The sequence below is a fragment of the Gaiella sp. genome (assembly GCF_035710885.1).
GTDB lineage: Bacteria > Actinomycetota > Thermoleophilia > Gaiellales > Gaiellaceae > Gaiella.
Genome location: NZ_DASTCS010000071.1, coordinates 21,650 through 46,479, shown reverse-complemented (window position 1 = coordinate 46,479; position 24,830 = coordinate 21,650). Strand labels below are relative to the sequence as shown.

Annotated in this window: 21 protein-coding genes; 18 read left to right on the top strand and 3 right to left on the bottom strand. The window is 71.5% G+C overall.

Annotation, left to right across the window (positions count from 1 at the left end; genetic code table 11):
* The first annotated feature begins 11 nt into the window (after nucleotides 1-11).
* The 9 genes from VFO26_RS16330 (at nucleotide 12) to VFO26_RS16290 (ending at nucleotide 11,365) form a co-directional block, all read left to right on the top strand.
* Complete coding sequence (locus VFO26_RS16330) at nucleotides 12-1,562, top strand: APC family permease (RefSeq protein WP_325116134.1); 1,551 nt, start codon at nucleotides 12-14, stop codon at nucleotides 1,560-1,562.
* Complete coding sequence (locus VFO26_RS16325) at nucleotides 1,562-3,223, top strand: cytochrome P450 (protein WP_325116133.1); 1,662 nt, start codon at nucleotides 1,562-1,564, stop codon at nucleotides 3,221-3,223. Before VFO26_RS16330 ends, VFO26_RS16325 begins: the two co-directional genes overlap by 1 nt.
* A 19-nt stretch (nucleotides 3,224-3,242) precedes the next feature.
* Entirely contained in the window at nucleotides 3,243-4,613 is a 1,371-nt protein-coding gene (locus VFO26_RS16320; RefSeq protein ID WP_325116132.1) for a glutamine synthetase family protein, read from the top strand.
* Entirely contained in the window at nucleotides 4,597-5,478 is an 882-nt protein-coding gene (locus tag VFO26_RS16315; protein WP_325116131.1) for a fumarylacetoacetate hydrolase family protein, read from the top strand. Before VFO26_RS16320 ends, VFO26_RS16315 begins: the two co-directional genes overlap by 17 nt.
* Nucleotides 5,475-6,416, top strand: a complete 942-nt coding sequence (locus tag VFO26_RS16310; RefSeq protein WP_325116130.1) for a VOC family protein — start codon at nucleotides 5,475-5,477, stop codon at nucleotides 6,414-6,416. Before VFO26_RS16315 ends, VFO26_RS16310 begins: the two co-directional genes overlap by 4 nt.
* Complete coding sequence (locus tag VFO26_RS16305) at nucleotides 6,413-7,216, top strand: acetoacetate decarboxylase family protein (RefSeq protein WP_325116129.1); 804 nt, start codon at nucleotides 6,413-6,415, stop codon at nucleotides 7,214-7,216. The genes VFO26_RS16310 and VFO26_RS16305 overlap by 4 nt, the downstream gene beginning before the upstream one ends.
* Before the next feature lie 7 nt (nucleotides 7,217-7,223).
* Entirely contained in the window at nucleotides 7,224-8,681 is a 1,458-nt protein-coding gene (locus VFO26_RS16300) for an aldehyde dehydrogenase (RefSeq protein ID WP_325116128.1), read from the top strand.
* Nucleotides 8,678-9,868, top strand: coding sequence for a cytochrome P450 (locus VFO26_RS16295; protein ID WP_325116127.1), 1,191 nt, complete (start codon nucleotides 8,678-8,680; stop codon nucleotides 9,866-9,868). Before VFO26_RS16300 ends, VFO26_RS16295 begins: the two co-directional genes overlap by 4 nt.
* Nucleotides 9,869-9,946: 78 nt before the next feature.
* Nucleotides 9,947-11,365 carry a pyridoxal phosphate-dependent decarboxylase family protein gene (locus tag VFO26_RS16290; RefSeq protein WP_325116126.1) on the top strand — a complete coding sequence of 473 codons (1,419 nt, stop codon included), beginning with the start codon at nucleotides 9,947-9,949 and terminating at the stop codon, nucleotides 11,363-11,365.
* Between the two features lie 53 nt (nucleotides 11,366-11,418).
* Here VFO26_RS16290 and VFO26_RS16285 read toward each other — a convergent pair whose 3' ends face one another.
* Nucleotides 11,419-11,886, bottom strand: a complete 468-nt coding sequence (locus tag VFO26_RS16285) for a hypothetical protein (RefSeq protein WP_325116125.1) — start codon at nucleotides 11,884-11,886, stop codon at nucleotides 11,419-11,421.
* Between the two features lie 80 nt (nucleotides 11,887-11,966).
* Between VFO26_RS16285 and VFO26_RS16280 the strand changes: the two genes are divergently transcribed.
* From VFO26_RS16280 to VFO26_RS16255, 6 genes are read left to right on the top strand one after another with little or no spacing between them, the layout of a single operon-like run.
* On the top strand, nucleotides 11,967-13,295 hold the full coding sequence (locus VFO26_RS16280; RefSeq protein WP_325116124.1) for an MFS transporter: 1,329 nt from the start codon (nucleotides 11,967-11,969) through the stop codon (nucleotides 13,293-13,295).
* Nucleotides 13,292-13,747 (top strand): hypothetical protein, encoded by a 456-nt coding sequence (locus VFO26_RS16275; protein WP_325116123.1) that lies wholly within the window; start codon nucleotides 13,292-13,294, stop codon nucleotides 13,745-13,747. The genes VFO26_RS16280 and VFO26_RS16275 overlap by 4 nt, the downstream gene beginning before the upstream one ends.
* 19 nt (nucleotides 13,748-13,766) lie before the next feature.
* Nucleotides 13,767-14,822, top strand: coding sequence for a lysylphosphatidylglycerol synthase transmembrane domain-containing protein (locus tag VFO26_RS16270; RefSeq protein ID WP_325116122.1), 1,056 nt, complete (start codon nucleotides 13,767-13,769; stop codon nucleotides 14,820-14,822).
* Entirely contained in the window at nucleotides 14,819-15,115 is a 297-nt protein-coding gene (locus tag VFO26_RS16265; protein WP_325116121.1) for a hypothetical protein, read from the top strand. The genes VFO26_RS16270 and VFO26_RS16265 overlap by 4 nt, the downstream gene beginning before the upstream one ends.
* A gap of 22 nt (nucleotides 15,116-15,137) precedes the next feature.
* Nucleotides 15,138-16,373, top strand: coding sequence for an MFS transporter (locus VFO26_RS16260; RefSeq protein WP_325116120.1), 1,236 nt, complete (start codon nucleotides 15,138-15,140; stop codon nucleotides 16,371-16,373).
* Complete coding sequence (locus VFO26_RS16255; protein ID WP_325116119.1) at nucleotides 16,370-16,885, top strand: hypothetical protein; 516 nt, start codon at nucleotides 16,370-16,372, stop codon at nucleotides 16,883-16,885. The genes VFO26_RS16260 and VFO26_RS16255 overlap by 4 nt, the downstream gene beginning before the upstream one ends.
* A 1-nt stretch (nucleotide 16,886) precedes the next feature.
* Here VFO26_RS16255 and VFO26_RS16250 read toward each other — a convergent pair whose 3' ends face one another.
* Complete coding sequence (locus tag VFO26_RS16250; protein WP_325116118.1) at nucleotides 16,887-18,026, bottom strand: MFS transporter; 1,140 nt, start codon at nucleotides 18,024-18,026, stop codon at nucleotides 16,887-16,889.
* Between the two features lie 966 nt (nucleotides 18,027-18,992).
* Here VFO26_RS16250 and VFO26_RS16245 point away from each other — a divergent pair.
* From VFO26_RS16245 to VFO26_RS16235, 3 genes are all read left to right on the top strand, one after another.
* A complete protein-coding gene (locus VFO26_RS16245) occupies nucleotides 18,993-19,754 on the top strand; it encodes an SDR family oxidoreductase (protein ID WP_325116117.1) in 762 nt (253 codons plus the stop codon).
* Nucleotides 19,755-19,851: 97 nt separating this feature from the next.
* Nucleotides 19,852-22,266 (top strand): FAD-dependent oxidoreductase, encoded by a 2,415-nt coding sequence (locus tag VFO26_RS16240; protein WP_325116116.1) that lies wholly within the window; start codon nucleotides 19,852-19,854, stop codon nucleotides 22,264-22,266.
* Nucleotides 22,263-23,144: a phosphotransferase gene (locus VFO26_RS16235; protein ID WP_325116115.1), complete on the top strand. Its 882-nt coding sequence runs from the start codon at nucleotides 22,263-22,265 to the stop codon at nucleotides 23,142-23,144. The genes VFO26_RS16240 and VFO26_RS16235 overlap by 4 nt, the downstream gene beginning before the upstream one ends.
* A gap of 53 nt (nucleotides 23,145-23,197) precedes the next feature.
* On the opposite strand, the gene VFO26_RS16230 is transcribed toward VFO26_RS16235, so the two are convergent.
* Entirely contained in the window at nucleotides 23,198-24,799 is a 1,602-nt protein-coding gene (locus VFO26_RS16230) for an amino acid permease (RefSeq protein WP_325116114.1), read from the bottom strand.
* Nucleotides 24,800-24,830 lie beyond the last annotated feature (31 nt).

The following is a 24,830-nucleotide window of genomic DNA, read 5'->3' as shown; positions in this document are numbered from 1 at the left end:
GGAGGAGCACGATGAGCGAGACCGGCTCGACGGCCCCCGGCACGACCCTTGGGCAGAAGAACCTCTCCACGATCCACGCGGTCGCCCAGTCGCTCGCGATCGGCCCGATGTTCTCGACAGCGCTCCTCCTCGGTCTGATCTCGAACCCGGTCACGGGAGCAGGCTGGAACTCCGCGCTCGCGGTTCTGCTCGCCGGTCTCGGCGTGCTGGCGATCGGCTATGTCGTCGCGCTCTACGCTCGCAGGTTCGCCGGGGCGGGTGCGGTCTACGAGTACCTGACGCACGGCGCGCACCCCTGGGTCGGCGTGCTCACGGCCGGGATCTTCTTCCTCGGGACGCTCTTCCTCGGCGGTGGCGGGATCTACCTCGGAGTCGGGAACCTCGCCGAGGGGTTCTGGAACGCCCACATCTCGGAGGACGGGCCGGCGTGGTGGATCTGGGGGCTGATAGCGCTCGCGATCGTGCTGGTCCTCAACTACATCGGCGTGCGCATCGCCGTCGGCGCGATGCTGACGTTCGCGGCAGTGTCGTTCGTCCCCATGCTGATCCTCGCGATCGTGATCGTCGCGAAGGGCGGTGAGGACGGGATCTCGCTGAGCGTGTTCGACCCGGGCGAGACCGGGCTCCTCGACCTCACCGGAGGCGGCGTGCTCGGCGGCGTGCTGATCGGCATCCTGCTGTTCGTGGGGTTCGAGGCCGCGGCCTCGCTCGGCGAGGAGTCGCACGACCCGCACCGGTCGATCCCACGCGCCGTGCTCTTCACGATCGCGGCCGCCGCCGCGTTCTACGTCGTGATGTCCTTCGCCTTCTCGATGGGATACGGCAAGGAGGCGGTCGAGCAGGGCGCCTGGGCCGGAGACCCCGCGGCGGTCAACACCATGGCGACGGAGTACGTCGGCTCGTGGTTCGCGACGCTCCTCGAGCTCGTCGTGATCCTCGACGCGATGGCGCTCGCGCTCGCAATCTGCGTGACGATGGGACGCGGCTTCTTCGCACTCGCCCGCGACGGACTCCTCCCGTCGTTCTTCGCGAGGAAGTCGCGCTTCGACACGCCCTGGGCGGGCAACCTGATGGTCGCCGTCGGCGGCATCGGGCTGATGCTGCTCTCATGGCTGGCCGACTACGGCTCGCGCCTGTTCCTCGCGCCCGACGACTCGGGCAACCTCGTCCCGACGCTGCCCGACGGCTTCGCGACGTTCATCCTCTCCGCGACGATCGGATCGCTCGCGGTCGAGCTCGTGTACCTGATCCTGGCCGTCGCCGCGTTCGGCCTCGTTCGCCAGGCCGGGAACAAGTGGTGGCAGTACGCGATCGTCGCGATCGCGGTCCTGACGCCGGTTCTCGGATACCTCGGGGCGCTCAAGCCCGAGCCGCACGATCGGTCGAACGTCAACTGGGAGGCGCTCTACTGGACGATCGGCGTCGTGGTCGTCGCGCTGCTCTGGTTCCTGATCCTGATGCTGACGCGTCGCCGGAACGTCGACAATGCCGCGCGGCACGCGGCCGAGCACCGCGGGGTGCCGCCGCTCGACGAGGCGCTCGACTACGGTCCGGCGTCGTAGTGACGGAACCCTCGTGGCACGACCTTGGCCCCGCGGACGACTCGCCGGAGGGGGTCCTCCGGCGGGTCGAGGTGGAAGGTCGCGCCGTGTGCGTCGGGCGCACCGCCGGCGGCTGGGTCGCCTTCGACGACACGTGCACGCACGAGGAGTGCTCGCTCGCGGAAGGGGAGCTCGACGGCGGGGTGGTCGTCTGTCCCTGCCACGGCTCCGAGTTCGACGTTCGCACCGGCGACGTGCTGACGCCGCCGGCGCTCGAGCCGCTGCCGATCTACGAGGCGCGTCAGGAGGAGGGGGCGCTCCTCGTCCGCCTTGCGCCCCCTCCGGTGGCGGAGGCGGCCGCACATGCCCGCGACGACCATGTCACCGAGGCCGTCTCGCGCCAGGCGACCGTCCCTGGCCCTTCGCTCGAGGGGCTCGTCGTCGACGACGTCGACCTCACGGACCTCGACGTCTGGGAAGAGCGGGTCCCGTACGACTGGCTGGCCCTCCTTCGCCGCGAGGCGCCGCTGCACTGGCAGCCCGAGCGCGACGGGCGCGGGTTCTGGGCACTCACCCGCTACGACGACGTCGTCCAGGTGTCGAAGGACTGGCAGACGTTCTCCTCCGAGCTCGGAGGGACGTCGCTGCAGGACCTGACGGAGGAGGAGCTCGAGGCGCGGAAGTCGATGATCGACACCGATCCCCCGCCGCACACGAGGATGCGGGCGCTCGTCAACAAGGGCTTCACGCCGCGCGTCGTCAACGCGTACGAGGAGCGGATCCGGGGGCTCGCTCGCGGCATCCTCACAAACGCCTTCGAGCAGGCCGAGTTCGACTGGGTCGAGTCCGTCGCGGCAGAGATCCCGATGTGGGTCTTCTCCGAGATCATGGGCCTGCCGGTCGAGGATCGCCGGCTGATCATCGAGCTCGGCGACAAGATCCTCGGCAACACCGACCCTGAAGTGGTGGGGGAGGAGTACGTCGCCGAGCGGGCACTGCAGGATCCCGAGCTCCGCAGGCTCCCGTTCTCGAGCCCGTTCTCGCTCGACCTGATCGAGTACGGCCGGGCGCTCGGCGAGAAGCGGCGCAGCGACCCCCGGGACGACATCACCACCAGGCTGGTCGAGGCGGAGCTCGACGGGTCGAGACTCTCGGAGCAGGAGTTCGGCGTGATGTTCATCCTGCTCACGACGGCCGGGAACGAGACGACCCGGCACACGATCAGCCTCGGGCTGCTCGACCTCCTCGAGCACCCCGACGAGCTCCAGCGGCTCGTCGGCGACCCGTCGCTCGCCGGTCTCGCGGCCGACGAGCTGCTCCGCAGGGCGCATCCCGTGCACCACTTCCGTCGCACCGCGACCCGGGACGTCGTCATGCACGGCCGCCGCATCAGAGAGGGCGACAAGGTGACGATCTGGTACGCGGCGGCGAACTACGACGAGGAGAAGTTCGCCGATCCGTACCGGCTCGACGTGGGGAGGACGCCGAACCGACACGTGACGTTCGGCCTCGGCGGGCCGCACTTCTGCCTCGGGGCGCACCTCGCGAGGCTCGAGATCAAGGTGTGGCTCGAGGAGATGGTCCCGTACCTTCCGCGTCTCGAGCCGGTCGGCGATCCGGTGCGGCTACGCTCGAACTTCTTCAACGGCATCAAGCGCATGCCGGTCCGGGTACGCGGCTGAGAGGCGAGGAGGTGACGGGGTGAGCACTCACGGTCACGATCCCGAGGCCGCAGTCGCCTCGCTGCGGGGCCAGGGCGTCAAGGCGGTGCGGCTCCTCTACACCGACCTGCACGGCATCGCGCGCGGCAAGGACATCCCGATCGGCCACTTCGTCGAGCTGCAAGAGGAGGGAGTCGCGTTCTGCGCGGCCGTGATGGGCACGGACCTGCGGCACACGCCCGTCGTCGGCGGCGAGGAAGGCTACGTCGACTTCGCGATCCGCCCCGACCTCGACACCCTGCGGGTCGTCCCCTGGCAGCCCGAGGTCGCGTGGTGCCTCGGCGAGGCGTGGCGGCTCGACGGCTCGGACCACTGGCCGTCGTGCCCGCGGGCGCTCCTCGCGCGCGTGGTCGACCGCTACGCCACCCACGGTCTCCTGCCGGTCGTCGGGCCGGAGCTCGAGTGGTTCCTGTGCGAGCGCGATCCGACCGCGCCCGGCGGGATCAGGCGCTACGTCGACCAGCTCTCGCGGGTCTACACCGTGGGCGCGATCTCCGACCCGCGCCAGATCAACCTGAAGATGCTGCTCTGGGCGGACGAGCTGGGGCTGAAGGCGTACGCCGGGAACCACGAGTTCATGAACTCGCAGTACGAGATCAACGTGAAGCACTCCGGGGCGCTCGACGCCGCCGACAGGGCCTTCATGCTCAAGGCGGCGGTGAAGGAGATCGCGGCGATGGAGGGCCTGGTCGCGACGTTCATGGGACGGCCGTTCACCGACCAGGGCGGCTCCGGCTTCCATCTCCATCTCTCGCTCGCCGATACCGACGGCCGCAACGCCTTCGCGTCGGACGAGGCGCAGGTCGCCCCGCTCGCCCTGCGGTTCATCGGCGGCATCATCCGGCACGCGCAGGGGCTGCAGGCGCTGCTCGGGCCCACCGTCAACGCGTACAAGCGGATCCTCCCCGACAGCCTCGCCCCGACGCACGCCAACTGGGGCCACGACAACCGCACCGCGTTCTGCCGCGTGCCGAACGAGCGGGGCTCGCGCACACGCGTCGAGGTGCGGACGGGCGACGGCTCGGCGAACGCGCACCTGATCACGGCGGCGCTCCTCCTCGCAGGGCTCGACGGGATCGAGCGCGAGCTCGAGCCGCCCGAGCCCGTCGTCGGCGACGCCTACCGGATGGACGACGCGCACGCAGGCACGAAGCTCCCGGCGGACCTCGGAGCGGCGCTCGACGCGCTCGAGGCCGACACGTGGCTCGTCGAGCAGCTCGGGAGCGAGCTCGTCTCGACGTTCGTCGCGATGAAGCGTTTCGAGGTCGAGCGGTTCACCGAGGCCGTCGGCGCTCTCGACCTCGAGGTCGTGTCCGAGTGGGAGGTCGAGGAGTATGCGTCCCACCTTTGACCCGTCGCGGCGCCGCGTGCGGGTCGAGCTCGACGGAGAGCCTCGCTGGGGCCGGCGGGACGGCGAGACGATCGTGCTCGACGACGGGACCGAGCTGCGGGAGTCGAAGGCGCTCTACCTCGCACCGGTGGAGCCGACGAAGATCTTCGCCGTCCATCTGACGTATCGCTCGCGTGTCGAGGAGTACGCGGCGAGGATGCCGCCGCAGCCGTCGTACTTCGTCAAGCCGCCGAGCGCGCTCAACGGCCACCGGCGGCCGGTTCGGATGGCGAAGGACGCGCGGTTCCTCAACTACGAGGGTGAGCTCGCCGTCGTCGTCGGGCGACGGATGAAGGGCGTCTCGCTGGACGACGCGTTGTCCCACGTTGCGGGCTACGCCTGTGCCAACGACATCGGCATGCACGACTTCCGGCACGCCGACCGCGGTGCGATGCTGCGCGTCAAGGGTCAGGACGGCTTCCTCCCGCTCGGCCCGGAGCTGGTGCCCGCCGCCGAGTTCGAACCGACCGACTACACGCTGCGGACGTACCTCAACGGGGACATCGTGCAGGAGGCGACCGCCGGCGACCTGATGTTCGGCGTCGCGTATCAGCTCGCCGACCTCTCCCGCGTGATCACGCTGGAGCCCGGGGACGTGATCCTCACGGGGACGCCTGCGAACTCGCGGCCGATGAAGCCCGGAGACGTCGTCGAGGTCGAGATCTCCGGCCTCGGGCGGCTGACGAACACCGTCGAGGAGTGGGACGTCGATCTCGCCGGCCCGGGCGAGCAGCTCCAGGTGTCGGCGCAGACTCTCCACGTCGCCCTGGCGATCCCCGAGGACGAGGCCGAGCGTAGGGTCGCGGAGGGCCGCGTCGCTCCGTGATCCGCCTCGGCCGGATCGACCACGTCGGGCTCCGCGTCCGCGACCTGGACGAGGCGGCCGCGCGGTGGTGCATCCAGCTCGGCCTCGTCGAGAGGCCCGGTGGGCGCGAAGCCGGGCGCGCGTACCTCTCCTGCAACGACGAGCCGTACTCGCTCGAGCTGATCCGGGGTGACGAGCCGGGGCTCGACCACTACGCGTTCGAGCTCCACCGGGGGTGCTCCCTGGACGATGCCCGCAGTCACCTCGAGTCTGGAGCCGCTCCCTGGCGGGAGTCCGAGGGGTGCCTCTACGTCGAGGACCCCGACGGACGGACGGTCCAGCTGATGCCCCACCGGGAGCCCGCAGCCGAGCTCGACCGCCGGCCGCAGCACGCCCGCCCCTCCTCGACCGTCCGCCTCGGCGGCCCCAGGCGGCTGGGGCACGTCAACTGCCTGACGGGCGACCTCGAGGCGGGGCACCGCTTCTATACCGAGGTGCTCGGGATGCGCCTCTCCGACCGGCTCGGCGAGGCAGGCCTCTGGTTCCACGTCAATTCCGACCACCATGTGATGGCGCTCGTCGACGTCGGGTACGAGCACTTCCACCACCTGGCGTTCGAGGTGGTGGACATCGGGAAGATGCGCGACATGCTCGACCACCTCGCGCGTCACGGTCGCTGGGTCTCGTGGGGGCCGACGCGCCACGGCATCGCCGGGAACATCGCGACGTACGTCCGCATCACCGAGGAGCCGTGCCACGTGGAGCTGTACTGCGACATGGAGCAGCTTGCCGACGACCACGTGCCGCGCACGTATCCCGACGACCGCTACTCGTCCAACACGTGGGGCCCGCTGCCGCCGCGCTCGTACTTCCGCTTCGACCAGGTCGCGATCGACTTCGAGCGCGAGAGCTGGGAGACGCGAGGGCGGCCCCTGCCGCCCCCCGGGGAGCCCGCATGACGCCCAGGGGCTACAGCCTCCCGCTCACCCCCGAGGGGAGCTCGTCGCTCGTCCCGTACCCGCCGTGGCACTACGTGGGCGCGTTCCTCGTGATCGACTACTGGGCCGACCCGGAGAAGGCGGTCGCGTTCCTCCCCGACGGCATCGAGCCGCACCCGGATCCCGGCCGCTGCGCGTTCGTGGCCGCCGACTGGCAGTCGTGCTCGGAATCCGGCGAAGAGCTCCTCGACCCCTCGCGGTCGCAGTACAAGGAGGTGTTCGTCGTCGTCAACGGCCTGCTCGACGGGGAGGAGGTCACGGTCTGCTCGTACATCTGGGTCGACCGCGACTTCGCGCTGGCGCGCGGCTGGATCCAGGGGTTCCCCAAGAAGCTCGGCTCGATCTGGGTCACGCGCAGCTTCGGGCTGGGCGGGCCGGCCGACCCGGGGATGGCGCCGGGGGCAGGGTTCGGCGTGACCTGCGCCGCCTACGAGCGGCGCGTCGCCCAGGCGACGGTGACGCTGGAGCACGTCTCGACGGGAGGACCGTTCCACAACGCGCCGCCGATCGTCAACGTTCGCCACTTCCCGCGGCTCGCCGCGGGGCACCACGACGATCCCGCGGTGCACGAGCTCGTGCGCGCCGTCTCGCGCGACCGCGCGGTGTCCGACGTGTGGGAGGGGTCGGCGACGCTCGAGCTCTTCGGCGCCGCGCACGAGGAGGTCGACGCGCTCGCGCCGGTCCGCATCGGCCGCGGCTACCGCTTCACCTTCGCCTACACCGTCGACGACCTCGAGACGGTGCGGGAGCTGCGCGCATGAGACCGGCGTGAACAGCGCCACGATCGCCGGCGTCGAGGTCTCCACCGAGCACTTCATCGGGGGCGATCGCGTCGGCGGCGAGGCGACGTTCGTCGACCTGTCGCCGATGGACGCGCGGCCGTTGGCGGAGGTCGCCCGGGGCGGGGAGCGCGAGGCGGAGCTCGCGGTTGCCGCGGCGACCGAGGCGTTCCCCGGCTGGGCTGCGCTCGGGCCTGCCGGCCGCGCCGCCCACCTGCACCGCCTCGCCGACCTGATCGACGCGAACGTCGAGCGCCTCGCCGCCGTCGAGAGCGCGGACATGGCGATGCTGCTCCGTTCGCTCCGTGCGCGGGTGATCGCGCGCGGAGCGCGCAACTTCCGCGCCTACGCCGACCTCGCCGTCGCCCACGAGGAGCGCGTGTGGGAGTCCAACGGAACGCTGAACCGCGTGATCCGCATGCCGAGCGGCCCGGCCGTCGTGATCACCCCCTGGAACGCGCCGTTCATGCTCTCGACCTGGAAGACGGCCCCCGCGCTCGCCGCCGGCTGCACCGTGGTGCTCAAGCCCGCCGAGTGGTCGCCCCTCTCCTGCTCGCTCCTCTGCGATCTCGTCCAGGAGTCCGGGTTCCCGCCGGGCGTGTTCAACGTCGTCCAGGGCATCGGTGAGGAGGCCGGGGCCGCGCTCACCGCCCACCCGGGCGTCCGCCGGATCTCGTTCACCGGATCGCCGGAGACGGCGGTGCACATCGGCACCGCCGCAGCGCGCAACATCGTCCCGTTCACGGGGGAGCTCGGCGGAAAGGGGCCGCTGCTCGTCTTCGCCGACGCCGACCTCGAGGCAGCTGCGCGCAAGGCTGCCGGGCAGTACGACGACGCGGGCCAGGTCTGCCTCGCCGGCACGCGGCTCCTGGTCGAGGAGAGCGTCCACGAGTCCTTCCTCGAGCTGTTCCACCGCTTCACCGACGAGCACGTGCTCGGCGACCCGCGCGACGACGCCACCACCGTCACTCCGCTCATCCACCCCGACCACCTCGCGCGCGTCGAGGGGTTCGTCGAGCGCGCGCGTGCGCACGGCGACCAGATCGTGCGCGGCGGCCGGAGACGCGAGGACGTCGGCCCCCTGTTCTACGAGCCGACGCTCGTGGTGCCGAGGTCGAACGACTCGGAGATCGTCCAGCGGGAGGTGTTCGGCCCGGTGCTCACGTTCCAGACGTTCGCCGACGAGGACGAGGCCGTCGCGCTTGCCAACTCGACGCGCTACGGCCTCTCCGGGATCCTCTACACCGGCTCGGAGGAACGTGCGGAGCGCGTCGGGCGCGCCGTCCGGGCGGGGACGCTCTGGGTCAACACCTTCCTCGTCCGGGACCTCACCGCCCCGTTCGGCGGGATGGGCATCTCCGGGATCGGGCGCGAGGGCGGTGATTACGCGCTCGACTTCTACTCCGACCTGAAGACGCTCCAGATCCTCGACGGGACGACTGCATGAGCGCGATCGACGCGTATGCGGCCTCGGTGACGGTCGAGGAGCTCGACAGGGACCCGTACCCGGTCTATGCGCGGCTGCGCGCAGAGGCGCCGGTCTGCCTCGTCCCGGCCGTCCGGCTCTGGTTCGTGACGCGCTGGGCGGACGTCGAGGAGGCGGCGACCCGGCCCGACGTCTTCTGCTCGCGCGTCGACCCCTCGCCGCTCGAGCGGACGATGGGCGGCGAGAGCATCCTCCTCGTGGACGGCGAGCCGCAGAAGCGCCTCCGCTCGATGCTCGATCCGTCGCTCCGCCCGCGTGTCGTGGAGGCGGCGACGCCGGATCTGATCGAGCCGCTCGCCGACGAGCTGCTCGCCGCGATCGAGGCCAAGGGGGAGGCCGAGCTCATGAGCGAGTACTTCGAGCCCGTCTCGGTGCTCGGGCTGGGCCGTGTCCTGGGGCTCGGCCATCTCGACGGCGACACGCTGCGCGGTTGGTTTCACGGGCTCGCGGAGGGCGCGACCAACTTCGAGGACGACCCGGCGAAGTGGGACGTCGCAGACGCCACCGCGGCGGAGATCGACGAGGAGCTCGCGCCGGTGTTCGAGCGCCTGTACGCCGACCCGGACGGCTCGACGATCGCGACGATGCTGGCGCTCGCCGGGGGCACGCTCGAGGAACGGGTCGCCACGATCCTGCCGACGCTGAAGGTGATTCTCCTGGGTGGGATGCAGGAGCCCGGCCATGCCGCGGGCTCGACGCTCGTCGGGCTGCTGGAGTCGAGGCAGGTGAGGGCAGTGGTCGACGACCTCACGCTCGTGCGGGATGCCGTCGAGGAGGGCCTGCGCTGGGTCTCGCCGATCGGCACCCAGACGCGCCGCGCCCTCGTCGACGCCGAGCTCGGCGGCACGACCGTCCCGGCAGGCGCCAATCTCGGCCTCCTCGTCTCCTCGGCGAACCGCGACGAGGAGGTGTGGGGGCCGACCGCGGGCGAGTTCAACCTGTTCCGCCCGAGGCGGAGCCATGCGGCGTTCGGGTTCGGGTCGCACTTCTGCTCCGGCCATCACTTCTCGCGGGTGCAGATGCGGATCGCGCTCGGCCGGCTGCTCGACCGCCTCCCGGGGCTGCGACTCGATCCCGACCGACCGCCCGTGTTCGACGGCTGGGAGTTCCGCGCGCCCCGGCACCTCCACGTCCGCTGGGACGCATGACCCGGCTGATCGAGAACGTGTGAGACGTGTCGCGGCCAGCGCGAGGCCCGCGCCCTGCTCGGGTACTAATTCGCCGGGATGAGCACCGCCTTCGAGCTCCCGTCGCTCCGCCTCGACGCGACGCGCGAGGAGGCGCTGGAGCGTGCGTCCGCGATCGTCAGGGGCGCCTGGCAGAGCTTCGACCGCGCGCGGCCGGGGCAGCCGGTGATCGACGAGAGGCTCCACGAGCTGCTCCGTGCGGCCCTTCCCGGGCAGGGCTCGAGCGTGCTCCAGGCGCTCGACGATGCCGCCCAGCTCCTCGACGTCTCGATCGCCCAGCCACGCCCGCGCTTCTTCGCCTTCGTCGGCTCGTCCGGGCTCGAGATCGGCGTCCTGGGAGACCTCCTCGCGTCGTGCTTCGACGTGAACCTGGCGGTCTGGGCGGGCGCCGCCTCCGAGGTCGAGGACCAGGCGGTGCGCTGGGTCAGCGAGTTCATCGGCTATCCGGCCGAGGCGGGCGCGTTCACGAGCGGCGGGACGATCTCCAACGTCACGGCCTTCGCGGCCGCGCGCGAGCGGGCGCTACCCGGTTCGCGGCGCGCCGGGATGACGGCCACTCCCGGAGCGCTCTACTGCTCACAGGAGGCTCACTACTCGGTCGTCCGCTCCGCGGAGCTGCTCGGCCTGGGATCGGAGCAGGTTCGCTCGCTCCCGGTCGACGGTCGGCGCCGCCTCCGGCCGCAGGCGGTCGCCGAGGCGGTCGACGCCGACAGGGCGGCGGGCGTCGCGCCCGTCGCCGTCGTCGCGACCGCCGGGACGACGCTCACCGGTGCCGTCGACCCGATCGACGCCCTCGCGGACGTCTGCGAGGCGCGCGGCGTCTGGCTGCACGTCGACGGCGCGTACGGGGTCGCAGCGGCGTCCACGCCGTCCGCGGGCCACCTCTTCGCCGGCGTCGAACGCGCAGACTCGGTCACGCTCGACGCGCACAAGTGGCTCTTCCTGCCCAAGGCGTGCGGCGTGGTGCTCGTCCGCCGGCACGACGACCTCCACGGGGCGCTGGCGCACGAGGAGGACTACATCCCGCACGAACGGCCCGAGCACCACATGGTCGACATCACGCTCGAGTACTCGCGGCCGTTTCGCGCCCTCAAGGTATGGCTCGCCTTTCGCGCGCACGGGGCGGAGGCGATCCGCGCGGCGATCGAGCGCAATCTCGGCCAGGCCCGCCTCCTCTACGCCGAGGTGGCGCGGCACGACGACCTCGAGCACCTCTGCGGCGAGCCGCCGCTCTCGATCGTCCCGTTCCGGCATGTCCCCGCGGACGTCGAGGACCTCGACGAGCACAATGCGCTGCTCGTCGAGGCGTTGCAGGCGAACGGGGACGTCTGGGTCGCGCCGGCGCGTGTCGACGGCAAGGTCTGCCTGCGGCCGTGCGTCGTCAACTACCGCACGACCGACGACGACGTGCGCGCTCTCGTCGACCTCACGCGCGAGGTCGGCGCATCCCTCGCGTGAATCCACGCCTGCCGGTCGAGGCTCCGAGGTAGCCGCGAGGCGAAAGCTCGGGGCTAGCGCTTCTTCTTGGCGCTCTTGCCGGTCTTGCGACCGGCCGCGCCCGGGCGGTCCGAGACCGGCTTCGTCCTGACGGGCATGCCGGCTCCGCCGTGCTCCATGCGTCGCCTCAGCTGCCGGTTCGTCGCCTCGGGCAGCTGCTGCTCCTGCCCGACCGCCTCCATGTACGCGCGCCGCTCGGACGGCGTCAGCAGATTGAGCATCCGCTGAGCCTGCTCGGGGCTCTTGGGCTCGCCGAACGCCTGCATCTTCTTCATGGCCCCGGCGAGCTCCGGGTTCTCGCGCTCGAGGGCCGCGATCGATGCCTTCTGGAACCAGCGCTTGAAGAGCGGCACCTTCGAGAGGAACGTGATGACCGGTCGGAGGTACTTGCCGTTCTGGATCCGCCCGAGCAGGACGAAAACGCCGAGCAGCACGGCCAGCACGAGCAGCAGGACGAGCGGGATCCAGGCCCAGAACGGCACGGCGCGATCGTAGCTGGCCGCGTTCTCGAGTGGGGCGCCGGGGAGGGAGCGCGGAGTCGTCGCTCGCTTAGAGTTGCCCGATGATCTCCAGCCGTCGGAGGGGCCTGGTCGGGCTGGGGATCGGGCTCGCGCTCGCGGACTCCTCGGTCGTCACGCTCGCCCTCCCCGACATCCTGCGGCAGTTCGATGTCGAGATCCCGCAGGTGGCCTGGGTGCTCACGTCGTACAACCTCGGGCTGGCGCTCGCGGCCGTGCCCGCCGCGTACGCGGCGCGCCGGCGTCCCGTGGCGGCCTTCGTGGTGGGGACGCTCGTGTTCGCGGCCGCGTCGCTCGCCTGCGGGCTCGCGCCGTCGTTCGGAGTGCTCGTGGGCGCACGTTGCATCCAGGCGGTCGGTGGGGCGCTGCTGGTCTGCGCCGCGCTCGACCTGCTGACCGCGATCGAAGGCTCCGACGCCCGCGCCGTGCGCACGTGGGCCTCGGCCGGGGTGCTGGGAGCTGCGCTCGGGCCGGCGGCGGGCGGGATCCTCACCGAGACGCTCGGCTGGGAGTCGATCTTCCTCGTGCAGGCGCCGCTGGCGCTCGTGACCCTCCTCGGCGTCGTGCGCCTCCACGTCAGGCCGCTCGTCGAGTCGGCGGGACGGCCGAGCCTGCCGGCGAATGCCGCGCTGCTGCTCCTCTCGGGAGCGCTCACGGCCGCGCTCTTCCTGCTCGTGCTCCTGCTCGTCGACGGCTGGCGCATGCCGCCCGCCGTCGCAGGTGTGGTCGTCACGGTGATGCCGGTGGCGGCGATCGCCACCGCGGCGTTCGCGGATCGCGTCGGGAGCACCGTCGTCCGTGCTGCCGCCGGTGTGATCCTCGTCGCCGGGGGGCTCGCCGCGCTCGGCGTGCTGCCGGGCTCGAACTGGGGATGGACCGTGCTGCCGCAGGTGCTGGTCGGCGCCGGCCTCGGGCTCGCCCTCTCCGCACTCACCGAGCGTGCGCTGCACGGCCGCTCCCCGCAGGCGGTCCACGGCGGCTGGACGATCGCAGCCAGGCACGCGGGCGTCGTCGTCGGGCTGTTGCTCCTCACGCCGGTGTTCACCAGCGCGCTCGACCGCAACGAGGATCGTGCGCTCCGCGCGGGAGCAGCCGCTGTGCTCGACAGCCGCATCCCGCCGCTCGAGAAGCTCGCGGTCGCGCAGGACGTCCTCGCCATCGTCCGCGGCGCGGATCGCGAGGTTCCGGACGTACGGGAGGCGTTCGTCGACCGCCCGGACGTCCCGGAGTATCGGAGTCTCGAGGAGCGCCTCGTCTCCGAGCTCGACCGCGCCGTCACCGCCGCGTTCTCGCGCCCGTTCCTGCTCGCCGCGTTCCTCGCGCTCGCCGCGCTCGTCCCGATCGCCATCTCGCGCCGAGAGGTGAGCGTGTGAGGGCGGCGCCCGTGGTCGCGGCGGCGGTGGTGGCCATCTCCCTCGTCGGGGCGTACGTCGCTCTCGGCGGGACGTCCTACGAGCCGAGCCCGGTCGCCGACCCCTGCGCGCCCCGCCCGCCGCGCGACACGAACGGCACGGGCGAGCGGCTGGAGCTCGTCCTGCTCGCCGCTTCCGACGCCACGGCCTGCGAGCTCGGCGTCTCGCGCGAGGAGCTCGTGCTCGCTCTGCGGAGCGTCGACGAGCTGGACGCGCTTGCCGACCGAAAGGGCCGCTCGCGGGACGAGCTGGAGGATGCGCTTCGCGCGGGTCTCGTCCGCGCGGTCACCGAAGGCGAGAGCCAGGGGCTGATCGGCTCGACGACCGCAGGCGCACTCCGCTTCGCGGCGGAGCGCCTACCGCTGGGGCTGCTCCTCTCCGTGCTCCGCGGCGCATCGTCCTTCCTCGACTGAGCAGGGGTAGGGTGCCGCGGTGAGCGCCCGGCGCCGCCAGATCGCTCTCGGGGCACTCGCCCTCGTCGTCGTGGTCGTCACGTTCGCGGTCGTCCTGCCGCGGATCGCGGACTACGGGGAGGTCTGGGAGCTCGTCTCGCAGCTCGACCGCACCTGGCTGCTCGCACTCGTCGGCGCCGTCGCCCTCAACATCGTCACGTTTGCCCCCCCGTGGATGATCGCCCTGCCCGGGCTCCGCCTCCGACAGGCGCTGCCGTTCACCCAGGCCTCGACCGCGCTCACGTATGTCGCTCCGGGCGGCGGCATCGTCGGGATGGCAGGGTCCTACGGCCTGCTGCGCGCCTGGGGCTTCGACTCGCGCGCGGTGGCGCGCGCCGTGACGCTCACCGGCATCTGGAACCAGCTCGCCAACCTCCTGCTGCCCGTCGTCGCCGTGCTGCTGCTCTCGATCGAGGAGCAGCGCGACGCCCTGCTGACGACGGTCGCCGTGATCGGCGCGATCGTCTTCGCCGCCGCCGTCGGGCTCCTGGCGCTCGTGCTCTGGAGCGACGGCCTCGCCCGGGGCGTGGGAGAGCTCGTCCAGAGCGTCGTCAACCGGGTGCGGCGGGTCTTCACGCGGGGGCCGCTCCTGGGCTGGCCCGAGCGGCTCGTCCATTTCCGGCGCGCGACCGTCGATCTCATCAGGCGCCGGTGGCACGTGCTGACGCTGGCGGCGATCGTCGGGAACCTCGCAGTGTTCCTCGTGCTCATCGTCTCGCTGCGCGCCGTCGGGGTCGAGTCCAGCCAGGTCACGTGGGTCGAGGCGTTCGCCGGCTGGTCCCTCGCCCGCGCGCTCCAGCTGATCCCGTTGACCCCGGGGGGCGTCGGGCCGGTCGAGCTGGGGCTGACCGGGATTCTCGTCGGCTTCGGCGGCCCGAACGCCGGGGTCGTCGCCGCAGTGCTCCTGTACCGGGCGTTCACGATACTCCCGACGCTGATCATCGGCCTGGCGACCATGGCCGCGTGGCGCTGGCTGGGGCCGGGCCGCTCCGAGGAAGGAGTCGACGCAGCCGCGGGGAATCCGCCCGGCGGGTGAAGGAGCAGAGCCACAAGGAGGAGATGTCCGCCGCGCTCCGCGGGGACTTCCAGCGACTGCGGGAGCGTGGCGTGCCGGCGACGCTCGTCCCGCACGAGGAGACCGGCGCGGAGCCGGAGGCGCCGCCGCCGAACGCAGCCGGCGCCGGGGACGAGGACGGCGTGACGGCTGACGCCCAGGGAGTCGCCGACGCGGTCGCTCGTTCTGGCTCCAGGCCGTCCTCACCGGCGGTCGAGGAGGAGGCGGCCGAGCCTCCCCGGCCCGGCTGGCTCGCCCGCCTCGTAGGCCTATAGCGGCACCTGTACCGTGGCGCCGATGAGGGCGCTGCGACGCCTCGCTCGGTTGATCTGGGGCGACGACGTCGACCCTGCGCTGCGCCCCGTGCTGGGCGTGACGCTCGCCTCGATGGCGGCGGGGTCGACGCTCTGGAGCTTCATGGCGATCTGGGCGGTCGAGGAGCTCGGTGCCAAGAGAGAGCTGCCGTATGCCTTCCTCGTCGGCGCGCTGCTCTCCGGTGTCGTCGGATTTGCCGGCGGCTACCTCTCCGACCGCATCGGCCGGCGCCGGGTGCTCCTGATCGGACAGGGGGCCATGATCGGCTACCCGGTGCTGCTCCTCGTGCTCTCGGGCTCGAAGTGGGCGGGCCTTGCGGCGCTGAGCCTGGCCGGCGTGGTCGGGGCGCTCGGCGGTTCCGTCGCGCAGGCGATGGTCGCCGACCTGGTCGCTCCCGAGCGGCGGGAGGCGGCCTACGCGTCGGTGCGCGTGGCGGCAAACCTCGGCGTCGTCGCCGGTCCCCCGATCGGAGGCCTCGTGCTCCTGATCGGCTCGTGGCCGGCCCTCTTCCCTACGGTCGCCGTGCTCTCGGCAGTCGCCTGGTTGATCGCAGTCCGGTACCTGCCTCACCGCGGCGCGTTCTCGCCGGAAGGGCCCCCCGAGCGCGGCTCGCTGGGCGTGATCGTGAGAGACCGGCCGTTCCTTCTGTTCCTCGGGTCCGCGGTCTTCGCGTGGCTCGTCTACGTCGCGTACGAGGTCGTCCTGCCCGTCTCGATCGTCGACGGCTTCGGCTACGAGCCGGCCGCCTGGGGCTTCCTCGTATGGATCAACCCGCTCCTCGTGACGCTGTTCCAGCTGCGGCTGACGCGGCTCACGGCGCCGGTTCCGGCCGCGCCGAAGCTCGTCGTCGCGCTGCTCGTGATGGGGCTTCCGTACCTGCTCCTCGTCAAGTCGCACGCGGTTCCGGTGCTCGTGACGGTCGTCGTCGTCTTCGTGATCGGGGAGATGCTCTGGGTGCCGACGTCGCAGGCAGTCGTGGCGTCGCTCGCCCCTGCCGACATCCGTGGTGCGTACATGGGTGCGTTCGGCAGTGCGCCCGCGATCGGCTTCGCCCTCTCGCCGTTGATCGGCCTCCAGGTGCGCAACAGCTTCGGCGACGACGCCACGTGGACGATGTTCGCGTGCATCGGCGTGATCGCGGCGGTGCTCGGCGGGCTGGCGCTGGCGGGCGTGCGACGCCGCGTCGGCGGCGGCCCCTCTGCTGTACTGGAGACGTGAGGCAGGACGAGCGGGAGGCACTGCTCCGCGAGGACGTTGCGCGGGTCCAGACCGCGCGTGAGCGGCGGCAGCTCGCCGGGGTCGACGAGGACCTTCGCTCCAGCCCGCTGCGCGGGAAGCAGCTTCCGCTGCGGCTCCGCAACTTCCGCCCCGCGGCGGACGGCTACCTCACCTCCCTCGGCGGGCCCCTTCCCTACATGGTCAGGCTGCGCGAGATCGAGAGCCTGACGGCGGCCCACGAGCGTGCGCTCGTGGCCGAGCGAGAACGGCTCGTGCTGGAGGCTCCCGCGGACGGCTTCGACGCCGCCTGGCGGGCGGTGGCCGAGACGTGGAGCTTCCACGAGGTGAACGACCTGATCGAGCGGCACAACCGCTGGTTCCCGGCGGAGTCGCGGCTGCCCATGGATCCCCGCCGCGGCGACTTCGCGCTCGTCAACGGACGCGACTACCGGCTGCGCTTGCTCGACGCGGCCTGGGTCCTCGGGCGGTTCCCGCCCGGGCCGACGTCGTAGTTCACGCCGCTCGCAGCCGCGCTGCGCCGCGCGTCGCCGCGATGAGGGTGAGCCCGCAGAGCGCCCCGCACAGGAGATAGGGGACAGGGTCGCCGAACGCCTGGGCCAGCGCTCCGCCGACGGCCGGGCCCGTCAGGGCCCCGAGGGCCCACGCGGTGTTCGTCACGCCGAAGCCGATCCCCTGTGAGAGCCCGGCACGGTCGGCGCGATCGGCGACGAGCGACATCCCCGGGGTGTAGAAGCCCCCGAAGGTGACGGACGCGGCCACGACGAGCACCGCGACGACGATCGGCTCGGTCGCGAGCGCGAGAGCGGCGGCCACGACGATCGAGGCGGCGAGCGCGACACGCACCGGAAGCAGCCGCCCGTGGCGGTCCGAGACGCGCCCCACGAACGGGTTGACGAAGACCTCCACGAGACCGGCGGCGAAGAACACCGCGGCGATCGCCAGCGCGCCATAGCCGGCGTCGTCGAGGCGCAGCGGCACGAGGACGTCCAGCGCCCCGAAGAAGAGGGCCGGCAGGGTGTTGAGCCAGAGGCCTCCGACGAAGGCGCGATCGCGGACCGCCCGCTTTGCCGCTCCCGGGCGGGCCTCTTCCCGCGCCGGCGCCTCGATCGTCGCGATGCCCGCCGCGAGCCCGGCCGCCACGAGCGCGACGAGTGCGAACGACGGCCGGATCCCGACGACGTCCGCGACACCGCCGAACATCGGCCCGACCACGAACCCGAACACCGCCAGCCCGAACACGCTGCCGAGCGCCTGACCGCGGCGCTCGCGCGGCACGCTGACCGCGACCCACGCGAGTGCGCCGGCCCAGGTCGTCGCGCTGGAGACGCCCTGGGCGAACCGCGCCGCGCCGAGGGCGACAGGCCCGCCCGCCAGCGCGAACGCGAAGCTCGCCAGGGCGAGCACGAGGAGCCCGGCCAGGACACCGCGCTTGGGCCCGACCCGGCCGACCAGGATGCCTCCGGGGATCCCGCCGACGAGGGCTCCCGCCCCGTACGTGCCGAGCAGGATCCCGGCCTCGAGCTTCGTCAGGTCGTAGTCGTCCGCGAACCTCGGTAGGAGGGGGATGATCGCCCCGAACAGCATCGCGTCGAGGAACACGATCGACCCCGTGACGGCCACGATGCGACGCACTCGGCGAGGATACGGCGAGCTGCCTTCGACTCGCCCGGCTCGAACGGCATCGACGCGCCGCGGCGGATGCTGGCGAAGCCGGCGCCTTCAGGGATCTTCCCCGCCGCAGGCGGGGGTCCGAGCGGCGGGATCCCGCTCCTGCGGGGATGCGGCGAGCTGCGTTCGACTCGCTTCGGTACGACGCGTCGTTGCGGCGGCGAAGCCGGCGCCTTCAGGGATCCGCCCCGCCGCAGGCGGGGGTCCGAGCGGCGGGATTCCGCTCGGCGGAATCCCGCTCGCGGACCAAAGAAGCGCACCGAGTCGGTCTCGCCTCCGTCCAGCTCACCCGATCGACCTTCGCCGAAGCGACTGCCGGGCGGGAGTGCCTTCGTCCTTCGGCGCTCCGTGCTCGGTGCACTCGGAAACCTACCGGCGAATTCCACGACCGTCAAGCGCTCCGAACGCGACGAGATCGCAAATTGCGACAATTACCGGCCGCGGGGTCTTTTCGCGATGGATTCGCCTCGAGAGCGCGAAATCAACGCAAGAATGCACCGAGGCCGGTGCTCCCTCGTCCGGCTTGCCGACCGACCTCCGCCGAAGCGTTTGCCTGTCGGAGAGCCATCGACCTCGGGCGCTCCTTCCTCGGTGCACCCAGGACACTAGACCGTCAGGAGGTGATCGTCAAGCAGTGTGGGAAACAAGAAGATCGCTGTTTGCGATCTTTTCTTTACAAGGCGCACATACTTGCGTAGAGCCGCATGTGCTCTACATAAACGGGACCAAGGATTCGCCGAGCCGGGTGCGCTTTCGTCCACTTCCCCGGCTGACCTTCCGCTTCCGCGTACGGCCTCCCGGGAGAGCTTCGTCCTACTCGCGTCCCGTGCTCGGCGCAGCGGCAATCTACGCTGTCGCGGCGGTGCCCGCAAGGAGAACCGATCACGGAAAGGCCGCAAATTGCGAACTCGAACGCACGTGGGGGATCGGATGACGGGGAAGCACGTCGTCGTGACGGGGGCCGGCACGGGGATCGGACGCGCGATCGCCCTGCGGCTCGCCCGCGAGGGCGCCTCGGTGACGCTCCTCGCCAGAGGCCGTGAGCCGCTCGAGGCGACTGCGGCGGCGGCCACGGGCCCGACCCGGGTGGAGCCGTGCGACATCCGTGACCGCGCGGAGGTGGAGGGAGCCATGGAACGCGCGGCGAGATCGCTCGGGCCGATCCACGCTCTCGTCGCAGCGAGCGGGATCGGCGGCCCGAACGGCGACTCCGACGAGGGCGGCGACCGCTTCGACGACCTCGTCCGGACGAACGTCAACGGCACGTACTACTGCGTGCGTGCGGTGCTGCGACACCTCGCCCCCGGGCCCGACGCCCGTCACATCGTCGTCATCTCCTCCATCCTCGCCCGGATCGCCGTGGCCGGGTACACCGGCTACAGCGCCTCGAAGGCGGGCCTTCTCGGTCTCGTCCGCTCGTTCGCGGCCGAGCTCGCCCCGGCCGAGGTCCAGGTCAATGCGATCTGTCCCGGCTGGGTCGACACGGACATGGCCTGGCAGGGCCTCGCCGCGGCTGCGTCGGCGGGCGGCGTGACCCGGGAGGACGCATATCACGACGCGATGCTCCAGGTGCCGCTGCGCCGGATGTCGCAGCCCGAGGACATCGCGGGCACCGTCGCCTGGCTCCTGTCCCCGGACGCCCGTGGCGTCACGGGCCAGACGATCGACCAGAACGGCGGCGCCTGGGTCTGAGCGACGATCGGTCGGCGGCCCCCCTCGGGTGCCGCGACGACCTCGCGGGCAACGGTCTAGGTTCCGCGTAGCGGGCGTCGGCAGCGAAGACGGAGGCGTGGTGCGGTCGAGCGCGAGGGCGGTGGTGATCGGCGGCGGAGTGGGGGGCTGCTCGGTCCTCTACTGGCTGACGCGGCTCGGCTGGGACGACGTCGTCCTGGTCGAGCGTGCGGACCTGACGAGCGGCTCCACGTTCCACTCGGCGGGCCTTGTCGGCCAACTCCGCTCGTCGCTCTCGCTCACCCGGATGATGATGGAGAGCGTCGACCTCTACCGCACGCTCGAGGCAGAGGTCGGCCTCGCGACCGGCTGGCGCGAGGTCGGCTCCCTGCGGCTCGCCTCGTCGCAGGAGCGCATGGAGGAGATCGCCCGCCAGGCCGGGTGGGCGAAGACCTTCGGGCTCGCGCTCGAGCTGATCTCCGCCGCGGAGGCCCAGGAGCTGTTCCCTCCGATGACGGCCGACGGCGTGCTCGGCGCCGCGTACCTCCCGACGGACGGGTACATCGACCCGAGCCAGCTGACGTTCGCCCTCGCCGAGGGCGCGCGCAGGCGCGGTGCGGAGGTCGCCACGAGCACCCGGGTCACCGGAGTCCGCGCCCATCGCGGCCGCGTCACGGCGGTCGAGACCGAGCGAGGGGCGATCGAGACGGAGGTCGTCGTCAACGCCGGCGGCATGTTCGCGGGCGAGCTCGGTGCGCTGGCGGGGGTGACCGTGCCGGTCGTGCCGATGGCCCACGAGTACCTCGTCCTGAAGCCCTCGGGGCTGCCCCTCGACATGCCGACGATGCGCGACCCGAGCCTGCTCGTCTACTTCCGGCCCGAGTCGGGCGGGCTGATCATGGGCGGCTACGAGCGGCATTGCGCGCCGTGGTCGCTCGACGGCATCCCGCCCGATTTCAACGGCAAGCTGCTCGAGGAGGACTGGCCGCGCTTCGAGGAGCTGATGGAGAACGCGATCGTGCGCGTCCCCTCGCTGGAGGAAATGGAGGTCGTGCGGCTGATCAACGGCCCCGAGGCGTTCACGCCCGACGGCGAGTTCATCCTCGGCCCTTCCGACCTGCGCGGCTATTGGGTTGCGGCCGGGTTCTGTGCCCACGGGCTCGCGGGCGCCGGCGGCATGGGCAAGCTCGTGGCCGAGTGGATCGTCGAGGGGACGCCCTCACTCGACGTCTGGCACATGGACTCCAGGCGCTTCGGTTCGGCCTATCGCTCGCGGGACTACACCGTCGCGCGCACCAGGGAGATCTACGAGACGTACTACGACGTCGAGTACCCGGGCCACGAGCGCGAGGCAGGGCGGCCGCTGCGCCTGTCGTCGGCGAACGCCCGGCTGCGCGAGCTCGGTGCCGTGTTCGGGGAGAAGTCGGGCTGGGAGCGGGCGAACTGGTTCGAGCCGAACGCCGCAGCCGGGGACGAGTCACTTCGCCCGCGCGGCTGGGCGGGGAAGCTCTGGTCCCCGGCGATCGGCGTCGAGCACCGCGCGTGCCGCGAGGGCGCGGCGCTGTTCGACGAGTCGTCGTTCGCCAAGCTCGACGTCTCCGGGGACGGCGCAGCCGACTTCCTGGAGAGCCTCTGCGCGAACAGGGTCGCACGCGAGGAGGGGCGCGTCACGTACACGCAGATGCTCAACCCGCGCGGCGGCATCGAGTGCGACTTCACGGTGACGCGCCTCGGGGAGGACTGGTTCAGGATCGTGACGGGGACGGCGTTCGGCCAGCACGACGCAGCGTGGATCCGCCAGCACGCGCCCGGCGACGGCTCCGTGCACGTCACCGATGTGACCTCCGCGTCGTCGTGCTTCGGCCTCTGGGGGCCTGCGAGCCGAGAGGTGCTCCAGCCGCTCACGGTCACAGACCTGTCGAACGACGCCTTCCCCTACATGACCGCGCGCGAGCTCGCGGTCGGCCCCGTGCCCTGCCTCGCCGTCCGCGTGACGTACGTCGGCGAGCTCGGCTGGGAGCTGTACTGTCCGGCCGAGTTCGGCGCGCGGCTGTGGGACGAGCTGTGGGCCGCCGGCCGGGACCACGGCCTCGTCGCAGGGGGATACAAGGCGATCGACTCGCTGCGCCTCGAGAAGGGGTACCGCGTGTGGGGTGCCGACATCTCGCCGGAGGACACGCCGTACGAGGCCGGGCTCGGATTCGCCGTGAAGCTCGACAAGGGCGACTTCGTCGGACGAGACGCACTCGTCGCGGCGGCCGAGCCGGAGCGCCGCCTGCGCTGCCTGACGCTCGCCGAGCCCCGCGCCGTCGCGCTCGGCTCCGAGCCCGTCCGGGTCGGGGGCGAGCCCGTGGGCCGGGTGACGAGCGGCGGCTACGGGTACACGGTCGGGGCCTCGATCGCGTTCGCCTACCTCCCCTCGGAGCACGGCGTGGGCAGCGAGGTCGCCGTGGAGATCTTCGGGGAGTGGATCGACGGCGTCGTCGTCGACGAGCCGCTCCACGACCCGTCGGGCGAGCGGGTCCGCGCGTGAGCGCCACGCTGGCGGCCGCCGTCGAGCGGGTCTGGCCCGCCGGCGGGTCGACGTGGGAGGTGCTCGGCGGCGGCATCACCAACCACAACCTCAAGGTGACGCGGGCGGAGGGAGTGTTCGTCCTCCGCGTTGCCGGGAAGGACACCGACCTGCTCGGCATCGATCGCCACGTCGAGCTCGCGGCCACGCGGGCCGCGGCGGCGGTGGGCGTCGGGCCCGAGGTGGTCGACTTCGTCGAGCCGGAGGGCTGGCTCGTCACACGGTTCATCGACGGCTCGATCCCCCCGCCGGAACGTCTCCGGGAGCCGGCGCAGCTCGCGCGGGTCGCCGCGACGCTCCGCGCCGTCCACCAGGCGCCGCCGATCCCCGGACGCTTCGACGCGCTGGAGGTCGTCGAGACGTACCGCGGCACGGCGCTCGACCGCGGCGCGTCATTGCCGGTCGCGTTCGCCGACGCGCACGATCTGGCGAGGAGGATCGCGGGCCTGCGCGCCGGCCAGCCTCCACGCCCGTGTCACAACGACCTCCTCAACGCGAACGTGATCGACGACGGCGAGCGGCTCCGGATCGTCGACTGGGAGTACGCGGGGATGGGCGACCCGTTCTTCGACCTGGCGAACTTCTCGATCAACCACGAGCTCGACGCCGGCGCCCGGGCGGTGCTCCTCGCGGCCTACGCGGGCGACGCGCATCCCGACGCCCTCGCGGCGCTCGACCTGATGCGCTTCATGTCCGACTTCCGGGAGGCGATGTGGGGGGTCGTGCAGAGCGTCGTCTCCGAGCTCGACTTCGACTTCGACGGGTACGCGGCGGAGCACTTCGAGCGCCTGGAGCGCACGGCGGCCGAGCCCGCGTTCGTGGCCGCGCTCGGCCGATGAACGACGAGGGGCGCCTGCGGGCGCCCCTCGTTCGCACGCCTCTGAGACGTTCGCTAGGCCGGCTCGCCCTCCGTCGGGAGGTCGAACTGCCCGAGCGATCTCTCCTCCAGAGCCTCGAGCTCTTCCTCGGTGCCCATGCGCACCGGGCCCTTGAACCAGTTCTTCGCGGAGATGACCCACCACCCGCCGAAGAACAGCAGCGCGCCGAGGACGGTGACCGGTGCGTAGTTCACGACGTCCCAGTTGAAGCCCGGGTCGTCCTTGAACGGGATGCCCGCGGGCGAGATCGGGAGCATGAACAAGACCGAGATGATCGCCACCCAGACGATCGCGATCGGGTCGATCCACTTGTAGTGCTTGCCGAGGCTCCAGGCGCCCGGCTCCCAGGCGTCGCCGATGCGATACCGGAGGATCACCGGGAGGATGAACGCGATGTACAGCCCGATCACCGCGATCGAGGTGCCCACGAGATAGCCCACGAACGCGTTCCAGTACGTCGGGATCATCAGCGCCCAGGCGAGGAAGCCGATTGCGACCACCGCGAGCTGCGGGACGCGGTTACGGCCCACCTGGCGCCAGAGCCTGTGCCCGGGGATCGCGCCGTCGCGCGAGAACGCGAACATCATCCGGGACGCGGACGTGACCGAGGCCGTGAGGCAGAACATCTGCGCGATGCAGCAGATGAGCAGGAGGATCTCCGCCCAGTTCTGGCTCATCGACGCCTGCCAGATGTACATCACCGCATTGCTGCCCGCGGCGACGACGCCCTCCACGTCCGGGACGGCGAACGTCACGGCGAGAAGCAGGATCCACCCGAACACGACTGATGCGACGACCGACATGTACATGCCCACCGCGGCCATCCGCGAGGCCTGGTGCGTCTCCTCGGCGAGGTGGGCCGAGGCGTCGAACCCCGTGATCGTGTACTGCGACATCAGGAGCCCGATCCCGAAGACGTACCAGAACATGATGCTGCCGAAGTTCGTCCCGGAGAAGCCCGAGTTGTTCAGCGTGTCCGTGAAGACGAAGCCGATCGACCGGTGCTGATCCGGGACGATGATCAGGACGAGCACGATGAAGGCGACGCCCACCATGTGCCAGTACGCCGAGATCGTGTTGAGCATCGACGTGAACCGGACGTTGAACAGGTTGATGACCACGGCGATGATCATCACGACGGAGTAGGTGAGGAGCGTCCACTCCTTCGTGTTCGGGTAGTCGAACCAGAAGTTCAGGAGCGCGGTCGAGAAGATCGCGAGCCCGTACCCGATCGCGGCGGTCACGGCGATCTGGCCCACGAGGTTGAACCAGCCCGTGAACCAGCCCCACGCCGGGCTGCCGAGCTTGGACGACCAGTAGTAGAGGCCTCCGGCCGTGGGGAAGACCGAGGCGATCTCGGCCATCGCGAGGGCGATGATCGTGCTCATCGTCCCGACCCACAGCCAACCCCAGGAGATCGCAATGGGACCGCCGTTGTTGAAGGCGATCGCGTACGAGGTGAGGCAGCCGGCGAGGATCGAGATGATCGTGAAGCTGATCGCGAAGTTCTGGAACCCGCCCATCGCGCGGAACAGCTCCTGCGCGTAGCCGAGCCGGTGGAGGATCTGCTCGTCCTCCGAGGTGTGGTACCCGCCGCCCGCGGGCCCTGTGCTCATCGCCTGCCTCCTTGTGGGGGTTTGAACGGGG